Origin of the sequence: Bradyrhizobium sp. LLZ17 (assembly GCF_041200145.1) — a bacterium.
Lineage (GTDB): Bacteria > Pseudomonadota > Alphaproteobacteria > Rhizobiales > Xanthobacteraceae > Bradyrhizobium.
Genome location: NZ_CP165734.1, coordinates 3,519,260 through 3,538,266, shown reverse-complemented (window position 1 = coordinate 3,538,266; position 19,007 = coordinate 3,519,260). Strand labels below are relative to the sequence as shown.

The 19,007-nt window shown below is 59.2% G+C and carries 13 protein-coding genes and 3 pseudogenes; 8 read left to right on the top strand and 8 right to left on the bottom strand.

The window, feature by feature from the left end:
- Window positions 1-968 precede the first annotated feature (968 nt).
- A pseudogene (locus AB8Z38_RS17235) lies at window positions 969-2,033 on the top strand (IS256 family transposase); the annotation flags it as partial.
- Between the two features lie 5 nt (window positions 2,034-2,038).
- Window positions 2,039-2,278, top strand: coding sequence for a hypothetical protein (locus AB8Z38_RS17230; protein ID WP_369726231.1), 240 nt, complete (start codon window positions 2,039-2,041; stop codon window positions 2,276-2,278).
- 68 nt (window positions 2,279-2,346) lie between these two features.
- On the opposite strand, the pseudogene AB8Z38_RS17225 reads toward AB8Z38_RS17230, so the two are convergent.
- Window positions 2,347-3,561, bottom strand: a pseudogene (locus AB8Z38_RS17225) (IS110 family transposase).
- A gap of 268 nt (window positions 3,562-3,829) precedes the next feature.
- Between AB8Z38_RS17225 and AB8Z38_RS17220 the strand changes: the two are divergent.
- Window positions 3,830-4,072, top strand: a pseudogene (locus AB8Z38_RS17220) (IS256 family transposase); the annotation flags it as partial.
- Between the two features lie 596 nt (window positions 4,073-4,668).
- Here AB8Z38_RS17220 and AB8Z38_RS17215 read toward each other — a convergent pair.
- The 7 genes from AB8Z38_RS17215 to AB8Z38_RS17185 all read right to left on the bottom strand — a co-directional run bounded on the left by AB8Z38_RS17215 (window position 4,669) and on the right by AB8Z38_RS17185 (window position 14,832).
- On the bottom strand, window positions 4,669-5,013 hold the full coding sequence (locus AB8Z38_RS17215) for a hypothetical protein (RefSeq protein ID WP_369726230.1): 345 nt from the start codon (window positions 5,011-5,013) through the stop codon (window positions 4,669-4,671).
- A gap of 661 nt (window positions 5,014-5,674) precedes the next feature.
- Window positions 5,675-5,977: a hypothetical protein gene (locus tag AB8Z38_RS17210; protein WP_369726229.1), complete on the bottom strand. Its 303-nt coding sequence runs from the start codon at window positions 5,975-5,977 to the stop codon at window positions 5,675-5,677.
- A 317-nt stretch (window positions 5,978-6,294) separates the two neighbouring features.
- Window positions 6,295-7,323, bottom strand: a complete 1,029-nt coding sequence (locus AB8Z38_RS17205) for an LLM class flavin-dependent oxidoreductase (RefSeq protein ID WP_369726228.1) — start codon at window positions 7,321-7,323, stop codon at window positions 6,295-6,297.
- A 175-nt stretch (window positions 7,324-7,498) separates the two neighbouring features.
- Entirely contained in the window at window positions 7,499-8,575 is a 1,077-nt protein-coding gene (gene hisC / locus AB8Z38_RS17200) for a histidinol-phosphate transaminase (protein ID WP_369726516.1), read from the bottom strand.
- Window positions 8,576-9,251: 676 nt separating this feature from the next.
- The gene (locus tag AB8Z38_RS17195; RefSeq protein WP_369726227.1) at window positions 9,252-10,349 is read right to left on the bottom strand and encodes a branched-chain amino acid ABC transporter substrate-binding protein; all 1,098 of its coding nucleotides are present in this window, start codon (window positions 10,347-10,349) and stop codon (window positions 9,252-9,254) included.
- Between the two features lie 656 nt (window positions 10,350-11,005).
- The gene (locus AB8Z38_RS17190) at window positions 11,006-11,725 is read right to left on the bottom strand and encodes a MerR family transcriptional regulator (protein WP_369726226.1); all 720 of its coding nucleotides are present in this window, start codon (window positions 11,723-11,725) and stop codon (window positions 11,006-11,008) included.
- Between the two features lie 2,162 nt (window positions 11,726-13,887).
- Window positions 13,888-14,832 carry a LysR family transcriptional regulator gene (locus AB8Z38_RS17185; protein ID WP_369726225.1) on the bottom strand — a complete coding sequence of 315 codons (945 nt, stop codon included), beginning with the start codon at window positions 14,830-14,832 and terminating at the stop codon, window positions 13,888-13,890.
- A 377-nt stretch (window positions 14,833-15,209) separates the two neighbouring features.
- On the opposite strand from AB8Z38_RS17185, the gene AB8Z38_RS17180 reads away from it, so the two are divergent.
- The 5 genes from AB8Z38_RS17180 to nodS are packed head-to-tail and all read left to right on the top strand — an operon-like array spanning window position 15,210 to window position 19,001.
- Entirely contained in the window at window positions 15,210-15,692 is a 483-nt protein-coding gene (locus AB8Z38_RS17180) for a response regulator transcription factor (RefSeq protein ID WP_369726224.1), read from the top strand.
- Window positions 15,689-16,321, top strand: a complete 633-nt coding sequence (locus AB8Z38_RS17175) for a NodA family N-acyltransferase (RefSeq protein WP_369726223.1) — start codon at window positions 15,689-15,691, stop codon at window positions 16,319-16,321. Before AB8Z38_RS17180 ends, AB8Z38_RS17175 begins: the two co-directional genes overlap by 4 nt.
- A complete protein-coding gene (nodB, locus tag AB8Z38_RS17170) occupies window positions 16,318-16,977 on the top strand; it encodes a chitooligosaccharide deacetylase NodB (RefSeq protein ID WP_369726222.1) in 660 nt (219 codons plus the stop codon). Before AB8Z38_RS17175 ends, nodB begins: the two co-directional genes overlap by 4 nt.
- Before the next feature lie 14 nt (window positions 16,978-16,991).
- Window positions 16,992-18,350 carry a chitooligosaccharide synthase NodC gene (gene nodC, locus AB8Z38_RS17165; protein ID WP_369726221.1) on the top strand — a complete coding sequence of 453 codons (1,359 nt, stop codon included), beginning with the start codon at window positions 16,992-16,994 and terminating at the stop codon, window positions 18,348-18,350.
- 27 nt (window positions 18,351-18,377) lie between these two features.
- Window positions 18,378-19,001, top strand: a complete 624-nt coding sequence (gene nodS / locus AB8Z38_RS17160; protein WP_369726515.1) for a nodulation methyltransferase NodS — start codon at window positions 18,378-18,380, stop codon at window positions 18,999-19,001.
- The last annotated feature ends 6 nt before the right edge of the window (window positions 19,002-19,007 follow it).

Sequence of the window (19,007 nt, the reverse complement as noted above, 5' to 3'; positions counted from 1 at the left end):
GCTGATTGCAATTCGGTCCGGCATTGGCTTCCGCACATCCTAAGATCACACAGTTGTATGTTGTCAGGCTGGGGCCGGTTGCGAATCCACCGGCGCCGAGCCAATGATCCGAGACCGGTTGACTCGCAGTCTTCACCGCGCAGTGTCGCGGGTCAAACTGGCGATCAGTCTCACGTTACATCGTGTCGTTGAGACTGTTTCCACGCGAGCGCGCGGTCGCCTCCGCTCTGCCTTGCGAATCTGCACCGACGAACTGGCGACGGAGGGCGTTCGCACTGGCGCGGCGGATCGGCCATCTCCTTGTTTGAGCAAGGCCGAATGCGGCGTTAGGAACCAGGGCGCGGGGGAACGCGGAGCGGCGGCGGAGCGGAAGTGCCGGAATGAAAGAGAGCACCATAGAGCCGGGCGTGCTCACGTCGTTTGCGAGAACGCCAGCTGCGCACAGCATATCCTAATCCAAAGCCGCCGAAGAAGATCATAGTTAGAAAAAGGAGTGCTGTTGCCATCTCGATGTCTAATCCGGAGGATTGCTTTGATGTGTTACGTCACCTCCCGCCATCGGTGGTTGACTAGTTGGTCGGCCCGAGGCGGCGGATGCCTCGTTCCTACAACGTGACGCTACGTCCGATTCAAGTCCCTTTGGCTACTCCAGCCAAAATGCATTTCAACTAGAGTTGGCCTGCAACAGCAGTGTGCGCGGGTCAGGCAGAGTCTGCCGCGCGGAACAGCCCACGCCGTGATCGTTGCAGGGCCGGCCGGGGGCAACGGAGAAGACTTTCGTTCGGAACTGAAACGTGGACGAGACTAGCCATCTCATTGCGCAGTCGGCGTGCTATTATGACGCCTGGACTATTTGCGTCGGGGCAGCCGGAGCTATCGCTGAAAGTTGGTGACGGCGGGAATCGGAAAGGCGGCATATCGTGGGGGTGCTTGACGCCTCCACTTCTCCACCGAAGGAGCGATATGCCGTGTTCAACGATAACGTCATCCAGCTGATTCAGCCAGGAATCTTCGACGATCAACTCACAGAAGTCTTGCGCAACGGGGCACGTGCCCTTCTCGCCAAGGCGGTCGAGGCCGAAGTCGCAGACTTTCTCGGCCAGCATGCCGATTTGAAGACCGCGGACGGCCACCAACGCGTCGTGCGCCACGGTCACCTGCCGGAACGCGAGGTGATGACCGGCATCGGTCCGGTCGCCGTCCGCCAGCCACGTGTACGCGATCGCGAGGCGGCCGCTACCGATCCTGGTCGCATCCGGTTCTCTCCGTCGATCCTACCGCCCTACATGCGCCGCTCGAAATCGATCGAGACGCTGCTGCCGATCCTTTACCTGAAGGGTATCTCCACCGGCGACTTCTCGGAGGCGCTGGCGGCGCTGCTCGGCAAGGATGCTGCCGGGTTGTCGGCCTCCGCCATCGGTCGCCTGAAGGACGGTTGGCTCGATGAACACACCGCGTGGCAGCGGCGCGATCTGTCGGCGAAGCGCTACGTTTACATCTGGGCAGACGGCATCGATCTCGAAGCCCGCCTCGAGGACGAAAAGCAGTGCATCCTGGTGCTGATCGGCGCGACGCCGGAAGGCTGCAAGGAACTGGTCGGCTTCACCGATGGTTCCCGCGAGAGCGCGCACGACTGGCGCGATCTGCTGCTCGATCTGAAGCGGCGCGGGCTCGACGTGCCGCCGCGGCTCGCCATCGCCGACGGCGCACTCGGGTTCTGGAAGGCCGCCGGTGAGGTCTGGCCGAAAACGCGAGAGCAGCGCTGTTGGGTGCACAAGACCGCCAACGTGCTCGGCAAACTGCCGAAGAGCCAGCAGCCGAAAGCCAAACGCGCGTTGCAGGAGATCTGGATGGCTGAAACGAAGGTCGCCGCCGAGCTGGCGTTCGACGCCTTCATCGAGAGCTACGCGCTGAAATACGAAAAGGCGGCATACTGCCTGAACAAGGATCGGGACACGCTGCTGGCTTTCTACGACTTCCCGGCGGAGCACTGGAAACACTTGCGGACGACGGATGAGATGGACAAGCGATTTTTTTCATGACCGAGATGACGATTGCAGAAATCGCGTACGTCCATTCTTATTCTTTTGTTCGGCTGCGCCGCGGGCCATTCTTCCGTCCCGGCCATCGATCTCGCAGCCGCCGCGCGCAGGGGCGGTCAAGGCTGGCCGCGTTTGCGGCCACCGCAAGGCTTGGCCTTGACCGGCCCGAGCACGGCGGCGTGCTGGCGTGGAACGGGACTGCATTCCTGGCTGGCACTTGCCGTCAGGCGGATTAATCCTTGGCGGGCGCGGGCGACCTCGTGGCGAAGCGTGGCGCATCGGCTGCAAGCGCCACCAGGCTGCCCTATTTTGTCTTGCTGAGCTGAGGCGCCCGCGCGCCGGTTTTTGGCCGCCGTGGTTTCCATTGCGTCACCAAACGCTCGTAGCTTTGCTCCGCCTGTGCGGCAATCAACATCTCGCGGTCGCGCAATGCCTTGATGTTGTAGGCATACGCTGGCCCACGCCGGCTGCCTTTCTGTTGCGGATGTCCGGCTTGAAGCTGCATCGCGGGGTCTTGATGGCGACCAGTGCCGGGCGCGCCCACAGGTAATCCTCGCCTTTCGTCAACAAATGCCAGCAAAGCACGGTGAGCTTCCGCGCCACGGCCGCCGCGGCGATCTGATGGCCGCGCCGGGCGCGGATGCGCACGAAAAACGCATGCAGCGGACCGGGCGCCTTGGCCGCTGCCCAGGCCGCCTCGACCAGCATGGCGCGCGCGTGACTGCGGCCGATCTTGCTGATGTGGCCGTGATGGGCGGCGCCCAGTCCGGACTGCCGCACCCGCGGGTTCAGCCCAAAATAGCTCACCAGCTTCTGCGGGCTGTTGAACCGGCTGATGTCGCCGATCGCCGCCATGATGCCGGCAGCGACCGCCAAGTTGACGCCGGTGATCGTCATCAATCTGTTGACCGCGGAATCGTCGATGGCGTCCTGCGCTATCTCGCGGTCGAGCAGGGCCAAATCTTCCGCCAGCCGGTCAAGCTCGCGGACGTGCCGATCGATCGCCGCGCGCTCATCGTCCGGCAACGGTTGGGCGACCAACCACGCCCGGCCGCGGCCGTTGAAAAGATCGGCATGCGGGCACTTCGGGATCAGGTGCGCGTGCAGGATCGAATGCACCTCGTTCTTGAGCCGCGTGCGATGCCGCACGACCTGGTAGCGCCGCGCCACCAGCCGACGCTTGCGTTCCGTCTCCGCGTCAGGCGTCCAGATCTGCGGCAGGTACCCAGCCGCCTGCAGACTGGCGAGCGTGCCGGCATCGATCTTGTCGGTCTTGACGTGAGCCTGGGCGATCGCCTTCACCTGCAGCGGATTGGCGATAATCACCCGTGCCACGAACGGTGCCAGAACCCGCGATACCGCCATGCTGTTGCCGGTCGCTTCGACCACCACCTCATCACTGGCCAGCAGGGTCTTGCCAACCCTCCAACGCAGTCCGCGTCATATCAATGCGGCCCGCATGTCGGAGCCTGCCATCCTCCCAAATCACCACCTCCCCGAAAGTTCGGTGGACGTCGATGCCAATCACCCGTCGCATTCGCACCTCCTGCCAATCAGACCATATGACGGGAGCTACGGGCGACACGACAACTACGGATTCGCGCTCTCAGCGCAACCGGGCGAGTCGCAGAGGCGGCCAGCTACTAACTCGAGCTCGCGGCTCATCGAATGCATCGGCCTGCCCGCACCTTCGTGCTCCCGGTGCGTCTGTCCCGATGGTCGCACCATACGCTACGATCTTGAATATCGCAGCGGAACATCGGCACCGAGAAACTCTCATACCGGTTACCAACCCCATCGAAAGCACCTTCGCCACCGTGCGCCACCGCACCATCCGATCGAAAGGCTGCCTATCCAACAGGACGGCGCTCGCGATGGTCTTCAAACTGCTTGAGGCCGCACACAAAAGCTGGCGCCGTCTCGATGGCCACAACCAGTTGCCAAAACTCGTTCTTGGTGTGACATTCAACGACGGGATCGAGGTCGTCGCTAAACCGACTGACCGTCAGCCCATAACCGCCGCCGCCTGACCGGGCCCGGTCGTCACCAAAAATTGGCGATAGCTCGGGCAGCCGCAGGCCGTCGCACTGCAGTGCAGTGGGCTGCCGCACTCATCCTCTGAAGCGTGGTCGTGATCCAATTGGTCAGGCGCATACCGAAGAATGGCTCAACATGCGACCTTCGGTCGGTGAAGGTCATCTCCAAGCATCAAGCCATCGCACGAAAGCGCAAATCCTGGTGCTTGAGCTAAATCAACTCAAGCCCTGCTTCCCACGAACAGAGTTGAGCCCACGCCGCTGCCCGATGAAACGAGCGGCCGGCCCTTTTGATGAATAAGCGCCAGAGCTGAGGGGAATCGCATATTGGCTTCGACGAAGAGGACGTTAAAGATGGCCAGAGAGAGCCTGCTTCCGGATGCTTGAGACAAACCGGAGCCTGCAGCATTTTCGGCAGGTTCGAAGCAAGCCTGCCGGCCCCTGGAGACATTAGATTCATCAACTAGCGAGGTCGCTGTCGTTCGATTCCACCAGCTTCAAAGCTCCTCAGGAGCTCAATCGAAGCGCCTCGGCTAACATCAACCATGCACAGCCAAGTGTTGCGGCGAGCGATGGGTGAGCGGCATGGATCAATGCATCTTGGGATTAGCGCTGCAGGTATCGACTCGGCTAAGCGGGTCCTGCGTGCGGCGCCGTTCGCTCGCCATAAACATTCTCATCGCAAAATCGAGCGACCTGAATGCTCGGTCGCGGACTGCCTGCGACAAATCGGGAGTTGCGTCTATCGCAGCGCGCGCGTCGGTCACAATCTTATCTTTTGCGGAAAGAAGCTTTGCGTCCAGTATTACATGAAGCGTATCTCGCATGTCAGGTGAGATCGAGCTGTCGCCATCGATCAATTCTCGAAATTTCCAAAACATACGCTCGACTGCTACCATCGACCCGAGGACTGACATCAGTCTTGGTGACATCATTGGCCATCTCCTTCTCCAGCCAGATTCTAGCGACCATCCCGGCGAAATCAGATCTGTCCCTGTTTGACACCGGCGCGCCAGGCGACCGCGTACAGGCGAATGACTGGGCCAATTTCCTCTGACGCCACAGGGGCGTGAGCCGGACCTTCAAGATATGCCTCAGGGGAACTCGCAAAGAGTGCGATTGCGAGCAAAGCATCTATCTCTCCTCTGCTCGAGGCCGTAAGCCAGGCGCGTGCTCACCTTCAAAACCGAGGGTGTGCGCCGTTTTCTGTTGCCACAATATTGCCAGCAAATCGGACCTGGACGTCTACTGCCACGCGACCGCGCTCTTCCGGTTGTTCACTCGCATCGCTCTGTTGACCAGTCGGTATCCACTGAGTAATCCCGGTCACGCAAAGGTGGTCATTCGATATCCCGGTGCTCGGGCCCGGCGCGTTTTGTGATTGCATGGGTGCATCGAGATCGAGCCTCCCGATCTGTCGACGGTGTGTTGGTGGTGCGCTACGTTGACCTCGATCGATCTATTGAGTCTTCATCGGCCGTCCGGTCGAGCCCAGAAGAGATACCAACTTAACACGCACAGATCATTTCCATGTGCCGGATTCCGTATCTCGGATTGATTCATCCCGTCTCTCTTACTGTTCTCGTCACTGCACGGCTATGCTGTGCAAACCGCGCATTTTACCCACCAGCGGCCGCCGCGTTTCTCCGCGCGCAACTTGCCGCGGCGGATCCGAGAGAGCACGGCTTCGGGGCTTATGTGGTTCATCACTGCGAATCGCTGAACAGTGAGGTAGTCCTCATCGAGAGGTCGCGGGCTGCTAATGCCGTGCGCGGCCAGCAGAATGCGCAGCGAAGCCAACTCCGCCAGCACGATCTCGAGCTTGCGAGCGATCTCCTCCGTCTGGGCGGAGCGCTGCCGCGACCGCGTCACGACAGGGCCGCTCGGGCGATAAGCCACACGTTGGATTCGTGGGCAAGGAGATCGAGGAACTGGCGCGCCAAAGCGGGATCAGCGTGAGCCAACTCACCTGTCCAAGCATACCACTGCTCCGGCAATCTCAACGCACGCAAAGTGAGGGCCAGGCCAATTATTGCCGTCAATCCTCCTGTTTGGTGATGTAGTCGAAAAGGTCGCATAGGCGTAAAAGCCATTTGAATCATGAGGGCGGCCTTATCGATGATCGATGCATTCGGCTGCGGTACTCATTGGTCTCGGTGTTGCCATTTGTTTGTCGGGTCAAGCGCGAACTGTTTGGAATCGCTGTTGGGTCACCGTCATCGCTCTGCCGCTATGAGTTCGGAGTGAATCGCAGTTGCGGTGTTGAGGCAGGCATCCAGTGACAGGGATCCGAAGGCGAGCTGGCAAAGGAGATAGTTGGCCCCTGCCTCTTCCAGGTGATCGAGAAGAGTTTGACGCACCGAAGCGCGGGTTCCGACAACGCACAGTTCACTCTCAATTGCGGCATCCAAGGTCAGGGGCAGGTTGGATGGAGGCGGGATGTCATTGAGCTCGTACAGGAACTTAAAGCTCTTGAGCCATGTTTCGTAGGCTGGCGCCGCGAGGGAGCGGGCCGCTGCATCAGAGCTGGCAATTACAACCATGCGGAGCAATGCCAGAAATGGTGCTGCACCATTGGCATCACCCTTCATGTTTCGATTGGCGCGATAGACGTCGGTTATCTTGCGAACGGCAGAAGAGGCGCCCATGCACGCGAGATTGGCGCCATTTGCCGCCGCCCAACGGGCTGAGTCTGGCCGATTTGTAGCAATCCATGTCGGAGGACAAGGATGCTGGTGAGGTGCAAATGTCAAGGGAACGTCGCTCAGCGCAAAATGTTGCCCTTCGTATGAGAGCGGACCGCCATTCATCGCGCCAACGAAGATTTGGGAAGCTTCCTCGTAACGGCTCGAAGCAACATCGGCTCCAACCCCAAAGTAGCTCAGTTCGATCGGTAGGGATCCGCGACCAAGACCGACCTCAACTCTGCCGCTGCTCAGGTGATCCAACATGCAGATCTCCTCGAATGCGCGCAGCGGGTGGTAGAGGTTGAGCAGCATGACCAAGGGACCAACGCGAAGTCGCCGTGTGCGTTGAATGACGCTCGACAGAAACAAGTTCGGCGATGGACCCCGTCCATGGGGAGTGCAATGATGCTCCGCCAGATGATAGGCATAGAAACCGAGCCGATCGTAGGCCTCTGCGAGGGTGAGGCGGTCCGCGTATTGCCGTGCGATATCGCGCCCGTCCTCGTCAAGGTGATCAAAGATCCCGCAGGTCAGGTTTGAGGGAAGAACGTTTCTCACTCAGTTATCTCCTATATAGACAGGACCGTAGCCCCGCCGGGTTCCGGGGTGCAAAAAGTGCTCGCTCGCAATGCGCCGGCTCGACAAAACTGACTCCAGCCGCGTCGCGAAGGTGCATCAGGTGTTCGTCAGGATCGATTACGTGCGGGATCTGTGACATGCGTTGAAGGGGCCACTAGCCACGGCGTCCCACTTTCCTAAGAATGATGCCGACAGCCGCCAGAAAAGCATCCATCTGGCGCTTTGTGCCGATGCTAACCCGAATGCACTCTTCCAGGCCGCCATCCGGAAAGAACGCAACAAGGACTTTCTGGTCTTCCAAGGCCGCCTGCCACCATCTGCCACCCTGGCCTACCGGCACACGGGCGAGGAGGAAATTCGCCTGGGAAGACGTTACAGAGAATCCAAATTCTGAGAGGGCGGCCGCTACGCGCTGCCGCTCAAGCCTGACGTGGCGATGGTTCTCCTCGAAGGCGTCGCGATGCGCCAGGACGCTTATGCCCACCGCTTGAGCGACCACATTCATGTTGAAAACATTCTGGATGTTGCGAAGCCGCCCAATCAGCTCGGGATGGCCGAAACCGAAGCCGATGCGAATGCCAGCGGCGGAATAACTCTTGGAAAATGTGCGCAGGACCAAAAGATTCGAATGGCGCTCAACGAGGCGTAGGCCGTCCTCAGGTGCGAAATCGACGTAAGCTTCGTCCAGCACGATCAATCGGTCAGATCGCGTCACGAGGCGTTCGATCTCAGCGAGCGGAACAAAGCTTCCGGTCGGATTGTTCGGATTGGCCAGTAGAATGAACTTGGCATGTTTAGCCGGACCGAAAAGCAGCTCGTCCATCGGCAAGCAGTCCGGTTCAAACCAAGGAATTTCAATGAAGCAGGCCCCTTGCAACATGGCAAGCTTGCGATTGAATGAGAAGCCGGGCGACATCATTGCGACGTCGTCACCCGGGGCAAGAAAGGCTCTGTAAATCAGACTGAGCAGTTCAGACGATCCGTTGCCAGCGATCACGCGATCAGTTGCAATGCCATAGGCAGAAGCGGCCGCTCGCCTCAAGCTGACATTGTCGTCTTCCGGGTAGCGGTATTGCAGCTCAAGAGCTGCAATTGCGCTTCGCATCACGATGTCCGGCAAAGGAAACGGGTTCTCATTCGTGTTCAGTTTCACGCAATCATTGTCCGGGGCGGGCCGCCCAGACGGTAGAGCATCCAATTCGCGAGCCACCGGCGAGAGCGAGGAAAGCATAGTCTGCAGCTTTGCATCCAAAGTCGTGTTCTCCCTTTTTGTCGACGAGAGTAGTTGAGGGCGTTCGTCGAGCCTACGTGGTGCGTGCGCTATCTTCGGATCCCGCGAAGCGCGAGGCGTGCATGAATGTGAGTGTTGGGGGGCAGACTCAGATCTAAGGACCGTACCGGATCGGACTCCGTCTCAAGGTCCGCTACACCGATCAGCACCGATCAGGCGTCGCACGGCATTTTCCGAGCGAATGCCTGCTTCCAGGAGGGGATGGAACGCCACGTCCACTGGGCCGAACAGCGCAGCTAACAATCGTTTTGCACTCGCGCAATCCGCAGGCAGACCACGCGTGACTGACATCGTTCCACGAGGCACGTTCCTTCTAAAGGGGCCGTGACAGCTCGCTCCCGAGAGCGAGGCACGCATCAATTTCGGTAGCTGGAGGAAGGCACCGATATTCGTTGGCCTTACGAATGTGGAATTGATGCTCACTGCAGTGGCACCAGGCGAATGGGAACGTACTCTTCGGGCGGCTCCTCGGCCGCGCACGATAGCTGTGATAGCGCTGCTGCGAGGACGAGAAATGCTGCGACTGCGGCTACTACGAGGCACGTGACCATCGCGTATTCGGCATGTCGGGGGTGGTTCATCATTCGAAGGCTCCGTGCGGTGTTGGGGCGGGCGGTCAGTTCTGCTCGACCGCTTCCACGGTATTGTCGCGCCAGCGGTAAACAATGAAGCCAGGAGCCGCATTGTCTCCCTTGGAGTCGAATCGAAGCGTGCCAATGGCCGTTTCGATCGAGTCCGAGCGTAGGGCCGCAGCGACCCGCGTGGCATCGAAGCTGCCGGCCCGTTTGACCGAGTCTGCCCATGCTTGAACCGCGGCATAAGCGTAGAGCGTGTAACCTGCGGCCTGGAGCTTGGCGACAGCGGCTGCCCCTGCAGCATTCGTCGTCGGGTCCGGCATAAAGGTAAAGAGCGTGACGTTTGCGGCGTCGCCGGCAATGGCCAAAAAGTCGCTTGTCATTAGCGGATCGTTGGCCATCATCGTCAGGCGCGCGCCCGCTTCCGCTGCTTGACGCACGATCAGCCCGATCTCGTTGTAATAGCCGCCGACATAGACGAGCTGGATGCCCTCTCTCTTCAGTCTTGAAACCAGAGCGGTGTAGTCCTTCTCGCCGGCAACATAGCTTTGTCGAAAAGTGTGCTCGCCGGCTGCACGAAGCTGGGATTCAACGATATCGGCGATCCCTTTGCCTGCTGTACTCTTGTCGTCGAGGACTGCGAGCTTTGCGCCTCGGTGATGCCGCGCGATGTATTCGGCTGCAACCCTACCTTGTTGGTCATCGCGGCCGCAAATCCGAAACACGGTGGTTAGACCACGCTCTGTCAGACGGGGATTGGTCGAGCCAGGTGAAATCTGAACAACCCCCGCTTCAGCGTATATGTCTGAAGCCGGAATCGACGAAGATGAACAGAAGTGACCAACGACGAGCTTGATCCCGTCACTTGTCAGGCGATTGGCAACAGCGACGGCCTGCTTGGGATCGCATGCGTCGTCGGCGATCCTCAATATGAGCCTTGTGTCAGGCAGCAGACCCGATGCATTTATCGGATCTACAGCTGCGGCCGCTCCATCGCGTATCTGCGCGCCCAGCGCCGCAGTGCTTCCCGTCATTGGACCCGCTATGGCAATGTAAACATCTCTTGCCCTGGCGCTCGAGCTCAGGGCGAGCGAAAGGAGCGCAGCAGCTGCAAGCCTGTGAACGCGAAAGATCGACATGTAGAACTCCCGTTGTCTCGCACTATGACTTGGTCTGGTTCGCCATCCTGGAATGACGCGGCGACCAGCAGTCCGGTGCGGTGATGTTTGAATGAACTCAGGCCGGATACGAATAGGCTCAGGTTGTGCCAGGTTCAGCCAGCATTTTCGGGCGAGCATGGACGAATGGACGTTGCCGGACTGGTCAGGAGAATCCGTCGTCTAAGGCCTGACACCACCAATATGGAACAATTTGCCGGTGCCCGGTACACTCGCCAATCTCCGGTGCTCGACAGACGTGTGCCGACGAGGTGCTTGGATAGCGCCCGACGATCACCCACCGACGTGTTCTGGCGGAGAACTCTCACCGATAACTTCCGAAACTGATGCCGATCATTGGAGGCTCCCTCGGTTTAACCGGCGCTCTGTCTGTCGCTCCGCCGCTGCGTCGATGCGTTTAGAAGGTACAATTTGACGCTACGTACAGATCAAGTGCTTCGAAGCGAGTTCGTTGAGGTTGATTGCCAAGATCCACAGAGTCGAAAGACCCAAAGAAGTACTGAGAACGCAGCGTCCGAGGCGACTGCTACGGACCAACCATCCTCGGTCAGACAGGATCAACAACACCTCATTCGGTTTAGAGACATTCCAGTAGCAGGGCGCGGCAACGGGTGCGCTCAACTCTTTCCTAGCTGGTCCTCCAGCGCGGCGAGGGCGAGATCGAGGTATCGCATGAGGCTCGCATCCCAGCCGGCGAGGTTGTGTGGTTCGGTCAATCGCGTCAGCACCTTAAGTATCATCGAGACAGTCAGATCAACTCCTGCAATCTCAGTCAGCAGCGAACGAGCCTGACGTGCGACTGCATTTGCCCGCTCACAGCACGGAGGCTCATCCTGATCCATGCAGCTTCGTAGCTCGTCCCGAATCTTCCGCCACCGATCTTCGCGGCTAGCGTTAGAGGCGCACGTGCAGATCGCAGACGGGGCGCGCTCCTCAATCCGCGACATTGCATCTAACGTGGCCGGCAGCTCGTCCACACTGACTTCTGTCTCACCTTGCGTCGTCATAGTGCGCAATCGATCCCGTAATAATGTCGCCCGCGCGACTTGAAGTTCAATGCGCTCCAGATGGTTGCGCAATAGGTCCGTGAGAGATGTCCGCCCCTCGATGGCCTTGCGGATCTCAGGAAGCGAGAAGCCGAGCTCACGTAGCGCACGAATCTGGGAGACGCGTTGCAGGCTTTCACGATCGTACATGCGGTGACCGCCATCGGTACGTTCCGAGACCGTCAACAACCCGGTATGTTCGTAATGATGAAGAGTGCGTACCGTTACACCGGTCGCCTCTGCAAGTTCTCCAATGCGCCATCGGCGCCGTCGTGGTGTGGCGTTTGTCATGATCCTCAATTTGCAAGCCTACAACCTGACGTCACGTGAGAATCAAGTTATTTCAATGATCTAGATGATGCGTCTCTTCTGCGGAGCACAGAACGACCGAGCGCATGCCGTGGCTCAGGTGGCTGAGACAAGTGCAAGCATCAAGTGCGCGAGCGACGCCAATCCGTCCCTCGCTGCGCGCTGCATTACAAGTCTGGCGATCGCCACGCGATTCTCGCTGGTTCGCATGCATGCCGGTAAAGACGCCATTGTTTGATCGAAAAGCCTTCCCAAGCTCGCGAGATCCTCCGGATCATAGACTCCGCTCGGCTTATCCAACAGAAACCTCCTTTGATGATTGCACTCGCGCCGCACGTGACGAGGCCGTTTGGCTGTGGTGGGGCAAAAAGGAGACGGAGCGGCGACGTGCGCGAAAGAATGTGACAGGCGCGTCCACGTGGTGCCATTGTGCAACACGGCGTTTGCTTCCCGTTGCCCAACAGTGCGCTACCTGAAACTGTGCAATGTCTCCTGTTGATTATCGCAGATCACCCCCATCAGCACGTCGTGGCGCGGCGGCGGGCTCGGCGCCTAACAGCTTTTTCGATCCTCGGCTAGTCCTGTTGTGTTGGCACGGTGCGCTCGACGGCATTGCCGGGTGATCGCTGCCCAGGTTTTGAGTGCCGGAAGATGATGGCTGCTCTTCGACGGCGCAGGTCGACCGTCGCAAACGCCGGGAGAATGAGGCACCGCAATAACTTGCATTTTTAGGCGTGCGCCGGACCAGTGTGGCGGAGCGCACTACATCCTCGGCAGATGCCGTAGCGGCTTTGTCTTCAAAATCACTTGGCGAGCCCTGGCCGCTTCCCTATACGGGGCCGCAATAGCAAGACAGCGTTAATGCTATAGTGTGGTCGAGGAGTTCGATGCACGTGTTAAGATAATGCTCAATTCAAATCTACTCTCAAATCTGGGGACACTGTCTGGCGGAGTCGCCGCAAGTATCCCATCGAACATGAGGCTCAACGGCGATCTGTCGCGGTATTGGCTTGCTCGTGTGACCGCTCACTCACTCACTCAATTCCATCCTCAAACAGTATCGCTTTTGGCGTGCGCGCTGGACATAGATGCTTCGGAAAAGCTAGACAAATCGTCTTACCGCACTAAAGCAGCGCTTCGGGGTCAGCCGTGCGAGGCAGCAGCTCGAGTGCACCGGGTTGACGTCGCGCGAGTCATGCCGCGAGCTTTCGAAAAACACGATTGTCGCGACATCCGAAAAAAGAGCCGTGCGCCCATAACCCAATGAGGCTGGGGTGAACATGTGGGCCGAAGCGATCGAAAGCTGAAGGAGCAGCAGGCTTGCCAATGGGAGCGGCGATCGCTTACGCGGTCCCACGTTGGCACGGGTGGCGTCCTCTCAACATGACCACTCCTCACCGGAACACGCGCGCAGCCGGAAAATGCCGCGAGCTGATCTCGGCCATCCTGCTGCGTGCGAGCTTGCAGTTGCGCTCAATCAGCGGCTTCGCGTACAACAAGAGTAAGGTAAGCGCCGTCGAGATTAAGTTCTCCCAGCTTTCGCGACCTTGCGCAAACACGCGCAGTGTTTTCGCCCTCTCGGGTTTACGCGAGCTGGCGGTTGCCGGCGTGATAGTGGGCGGCGGTTGCGTTCGGCTTAGTTTGTTGATTCGGCACGAACGGCGGGAAACCGTCCCTGCCGGTCACCAGCCATGTAGGCTCCTGGCGACTGGCGCGCTTCGGGACTAACTCAATCGCCGTTGACGACAATGAGATGTGCCAGTTCGGCGAACAGCGATGCCAATCCGCAACTTCGCTCTCGGTTGTTGGCCTTGAACCTGACGCGGCGTTCGATTCAAGGAAGTGTCGTGCTGAGGCGAATATTGTTCACCGGTGAGCCGCATCATTCTACGCGGTCTGAGGCTGGCGCATGCACTCTCTGATGCAGTCCCCTCCGAATCAGCGAGAAGTCCTTAGCCGCCAAGCGAGCTGCACGATGCGCAGGATCGTCCCGGCGGCGCGATATCAACAGCGCCTGCGACCCGACCAAACTGCGCTTAAGCGCGCTAATTCCCACTATGCCCCAAGGTCAAAAGAAGACCGGGGCTTCGAGCCTGGCGTGGGTCCGGTTAACCGAGGGCAGGTCGCAACCGGCCCGAACAATCCTAGGACGGGCCGTGACATTGACTGGTTTCGGACCGAGAGACCATCGTGGATGCCTGCTGGAAGAATATGTTGCGCATCCAAATGCTTGCGGGATCAGTATTATGAATAGCGGGCCATTGGACGGCCTCGGTGAATGTGAGAAGTCGCAGCGGTGGTTCGACAACCCGCAGCGGCATCGTCTGTGCGAAATGGCTGACCAATCTTGAGGGCATGCTCGCTATACGGTTGGTGCCCAATAACATGGGCGGAATCATACCAAAACCCTGCACCGCGACCTCGGTGCGGATTTTGAAACCATGCTCGAGCAAGAGCCATTCGTGGAAGGAGGGCCTCAGCGAGCGGCCGAACTGGGCTTCCACGTGCCCGATCGACATGTATTTCTCGAACGTGAGTCGCGATGCGAGCTGCTTGTTCATGGGGCAGCCCACGCAAACGAAAGTGTCTTCGAACAGAGCCGCCTTCGGATGCGCGCTCGACATGAACATCTGCGGATACATGAGAAAATCGACTTCACCGCGCCGGAGGAGCTCATCGGGTTCTTCTGCGGGCGGCAGCAACTCAAAACTGATCGTTGGAGCTTCAAGCGCGACGCGGTCCACGACCCCTCGAAGAAACACGACGGTCATGAAGTCGGACAGGATGATCCTGAATCGTCGATTCGATTGCGACGGGTCGAAGCCGTCAGAAGAAATAATGGAGAGCTGAATGTGAGCGAGAGCCTCGCGAACCGGGGCGGCGAGCGCTTCAGCCCGCGGGGTTGGGACAAGCTTCCGCCCCTTCATGGTGAATAGCTCATCCCGAAAGTAAGTGCGAAGCCGCGCGACGGCGGCACTCATGGCAGGTTGACTGAGATTGATGCTTCTTGCCGCCGAAGTGAGATTGCCTTGCGTCACAAGGGCGTCGAACGCGACGAGAAGATTTAGATCGAGGCCCTTGAAACGCATAATTCTGAGCGATCCACGCTGTGAATGTGTTCTATCGATACAATCGATTTTACCATTTGTACCGAATGAGGATAGCAAACGATAGTTTAGCGAGATCTCAGATCCATCAGAATGGTTACAAATCGTTGCGCGTCTCAGCCCAGCGCTAGGGATCGAACAAGACGTCTCGACCGTGCGGTCGCAGTTTTGCGCGTGTTGCGCAAGCCATATTACGATGAGCCAGCACGATCGGAGACCGCAAAGTTGGGGCGTATACGACGAGCAAACGATCGTATGGCTTCGCCAACCCATTCTATATCTGCCGTGTACCGCCGTAGAATTGAGGAACGCTCAACCTGGCCGTAGATTTCCGTCCGGTCGCAGCCCTCGAGTTGCGGGTGTTAAATGTGTTTTTGCCGCATCCGATTGGATTGCGTCCTTACTACGGTGAAATCGTGCGGAACATGCAAGCGAAGGCGTCCTTGGCGAATCTGATGCGAGTTGCGCACACGCTCGACGTCATCTGCATCGTTAGCGCAGATAAATCGGTGCGTGAAGCTCTCACAGATGTGGTGTTTTCCGGCGGTTACGTGCCCGAACCATTCGAGAGCGCAGAGGGGTTCTTGAAATCAGGTCGCCGTTCGATCACGTCGTGCTTGATCGCGGATATGCAGTCGAGCGCGATGAGTGGCCTTGATCTTTTCGATCATCTGGTTGCATCCGGAGGCGCGATTCCCACCGTTCTGCTCGCAGATCACTCCGAAGACGATGTGGGGCCAAGCCTGCAAGCTGGACTCCAGTTCCTGAGCAAGCCTTTCGAAGGTAGCGAGCTGCTGGCCTGCGTCAGCAGCCAGATAACGAACAGGAGTGACGCCCTATGAACATGATCGCGCCCGAATCCACACGGGCTGTTTCGGCGCGCCCTCCGGTGCGTTGGAGGCTGTGCTGGGAGAATGACCTTCAACTTGCTGACCATATTGAGTTATCCGAGTTTTTCCGGAAGACCTATGGTCCGACCGGGGAATTCAATGCAAAGCCCTTTGAAGGTCATCGAAGCTGGGCCGGCGCAAGGCCTGAGATTCGAGCAATCGGCTACGATGATCGCGGCGTTGCGATTCACATCGCGGCACTACGCCGCTTCATAAAAGTTGGCGAGAGCGATCTGCTCGTGGCTGAACTCGGGTTGTACGGGGTGCGCCCGGATCTGGAGGGGCTTGGAATCACCCACTCCATCCGAGTGATGTATCCCGTATTGCGAGATCTTGGCGTGCCGTTCGGTTTTGGCACGGTCCGCGCTGCCCTGCAGAAACATATAACCAGGCTGCTCGGGCGACAGGGATTGGCGACTGTTCTGCCAGGGCTCCGCGTCCGGTCCGCTTGTCCGGACATCTACCTCACTGTGCCTCCGACGCGCGTGGAGGACGTGGTCGGCCTCGTTCTGCCGATTGCGAGGCCCATGAGCGAATGGCCGGCGGGTGACACGATCGAACGGAACGGGCCAGAACTATGAGGCCCACAAACGACGCGACTGAAGCGCGGAGCGACTACGCCGATGCCGGCGGAGAGCCCTGCGTCTATCTGAGCTTTGATGATGGTCCCAACCCGCTTTGCACGCCGGCTATCCTGGATGTGCTGGCGCAGCATCGGACGCCCGCCACCTTCTGCGTGATCGGTGCATACGCGGCGGGCCAGCCGCAGCTGATCCAGCGCATCATTGCAGAAGGACACGAGGTCGCAAACCACACAATGACGCACCCGGACTTGGCCAAATGCATAGCGGATGAGGTGGAATACGAGATCCTCACGACGAATAAGGTCATCGGAATGGCCTGCCCCGGGGCCTCTGTGCGGCACATGCGTGCGCCGTATGGGATCTGGAGCAAGGAGGCCTTCGCCGTGTCGGCGAAGGCCGAACTGGCAGCCCTGCACTGGTCAGTCGACCCGCAAGACTGGTCTCGTCCCGGCGCCGAGGCGATTGTTGCGGCGGTGCTTGCGTCGGTCCGGCCGGGTGCAATCGTGCTCCTGCACGACGGATGCCCTCCTCACGAGGTGGGACGCTGCCCTCATGCTGGTCGGCGCGACCAGACTGTGACGGCGCTCGCCCAGCTCATTCCAGCACTGCATGACCGTGGCTTCGCAATCCGGTCGCTTCCTCAACCTCACTGAATAGATCAATTCCCATGAGCCTTCTTGCCACCATCAGCACCGCTGCTGTTGCTTCCTACGCGTTACTCTCCAGCGTTCATAAGAGCGCGCAGGCGCTCTATGCGCGGCGAACCGACACCTCACTGCCGCCGTACGGCCCGGTCGACACCGGTGCTCTGCCCAGCGTGGATGTCATCGTGCCCTGCTTCAACGAGGACCCGCGCACGCTGGCAGCCTGCCTGAAGTCGATCGCAAGCCAGGACTACCCAGGGCGATTGCAGGTCTATGTGGTCGATGACGGCTCTGCGAATGTCGGTACAGTGGCCTCGGTCCATGCGAGCTACGCATATGACCCGAGGTTCAGTATCATTCTGCTGCCAAGCAACGTTGGAAAGCGCAAGGCGCAGATCGCCGCGATACGCCGCTCATTCGGCGATCTCGTGCTCAATGTCGATTCCGACACGGAAATCGCCCCCGACGTGGTCAGCAAGCTCGTTTGCAAGATGCAGGATCCAGCCGTCGGCGCGGCCATGGGCCAATTGACGGCCAGCAACCGGAACGACAGCTGGCTGACCCGATTGATCGACATGGAGTACTGGTTGGCTTGCAACGAGGAGCGCGCGGCGCAGACGCGCTTTGGCGCCGTCATGTGCTGCTGCGGGCCATGTGCAATGTACCGGCGTTCCGCGCTCATGTTACTGCTCGACCAATACGAGACGCAGTTCTTCCGAGGAAAGCCGAGCGACTTCGGTGAGGACCGTCATCTGACGATCCTCATGCTCAAGGCAGGGTTTCGAACCGAGTACGTTCCGGACGCAATCGCCGCAACGGTGGTCCCGGATAGGCTCTTGCCCTATCTGCGCCAACAGCTCCGTTGGGCGCGAAGCACCTACCGCGACACGCTGCTCGGTTTGCACCTGCTGCCCGGCCTCGATCGGTACCTCACACTCGATGTGCTCGGACAGAACCTCGGGCCGTTGCTGCTCGCCATCTCATCGATCGCCGCGCTCGCACAGCTCGCGCTCACGGACAGCGTGCCGTGGTGGACCGGTCTGACTATCGTCGCGATGACCATGACTCGCTGTAGCGTAGCGGCGGTTCGTGCTCGCGAGCTTCGATTTCTCGGCTTCTCGCTGCATACGCCGATCAACATTTTTCTCCTGCTCCCGATGAAAGTCTATGCGCTCTGTACTTTGAGCAACAGCGATTGGCTCTCGCGCACAATAGCGAAATCATCAGACGGTGATGAATCGATTGCCTTGATCGAAGGCGCGACAACAGGACCAAGCCTCAACCTCGCATCGGAAACGCCTGGCTCAATTCGCAGGGCAGGTCTTTCACGCGCTCCTTCGCAGCTGATCGCGTCGGACGGCATTGCGGCCGAAACTGACTAAGCAGCTTCAAGGGGATCAGTGGTGAGCATGGACAACATATACCAGTCGTTGGAACGGGAGTTGGCTAATGATGACCCGTGGCGGCTTGACGACAATCCGTTCGAACGTGAGCGTCACACCCAATTGCTGCGGCTGTCGCTGTCGAACAGCGCCGTGTCAAACGGCCTCGAAATAGGGTGCGCGGCCGGTGCGTTTACAGAGAAGCTTGCTCCTCACTGCCAACGGCTCACGGTCATCGATGTTATGCCGCGAGCGATCGGTCGAGCGGTCCAGCGGACCAAGAGGTGGTCGCATATCAGCTGGGCGGCGACCGACATTCTGCAGTTCGCTACCGCGGAGCTGTTCGATCTGATCGTCGTCGCCGAAGTTCTCTATTATCTTGAAGACATGACGCAAATGCGTACTGCAATCGACAACATGGTCAAAATGCTTGCTCCGGGTGGGCATCTGGTCTTCGGATCTGCACGTGATGCGGCCTGCAAGCGATGGGGGCATGTCGCTGGTGCCGAGACGGTCATCACGATTTTGAGTGAAGCGCTCATTGAGGTCGAACGCGTGCAGTGCCAGGGGCAGTCGGCTGACGAAGACTGCCTGTTGGTCCGCTTTCGCAATCCGGAGCGATCTTCGATCCGACCCAACGGCCGAGCCTGAAAGGAG

Bases quoted from the DNA above. Each gene is read 5' to 3' on its own strand.
- AB8Z38_RS17230 (WP_369726231.1), top strand. From the start codon at position 2,039: ATGACCGAGATGACGATTGCAGAAATCGCGTACGTCCATTCTTATTCT.
- AB8Z38_RS17215 (WP_369726230.1), bottom strand. From the start codon at position 5,013: ATGATGTCACCAAGACTGATGTCAGTCCTCGGGTCGATGGTAGCAGTC.
- hisC (WP_369726516.1), bottom strand. From the start codon at position 8,575: ATGCTTTCCTCGCTCTCGCCGGTGGCTCGCGAATTGGATGCTCTACCG.
- AB8Z38_RS17195 (WP_369726227.1), bottom strand. From the start codon at position 10,349: ATGTCGATCTTTCGCGTTCACAGGCTTGCAGCTGCTGCGCTCCTTTCG.
- AB8Z38_RS17190 (WP_369726226.1), bottom strand. From the start codon at position 11,725: ATGACAAACGCCACACCACGACGGCGCCGATGGCGCATTGGAGAACTT.
- AB8Z38_RS17185 (WP_369726225.1), bottom strand. From the start codon at position 14,832: ATGCGTTTCAAGGGCCTCGATCTAAATCTTCTCGTCGCGTTCGACGCC.
- AB8Z38_RS17175 (WP_369726223.1), top strand. From the start codon at position 15,689: ATGAACATGATCGCGCCCGAATCCACACGGGCTGTTTCGGCGCGCCCT.
- nodB (WP_369726222.1), top strand. From the start codon at position 16,318: ATGAGGCCCACAAACGACGCGACTGAAGCGCGGAGCGACTACGCCGAT.
- nodC (WP_369726221.1), top strand. From the start codon at position 16,992: ATGAGCCTTCTTGCCACCATCAGCACCGCTGCTGTTGCTTCCTACGCG.
- nodS (WP_369726515.1), top strand. From the start codon at position 18,378: ATGGACAACATATACCAGTCGTTGGAACGGGAGTTGGCTAATGATGAC.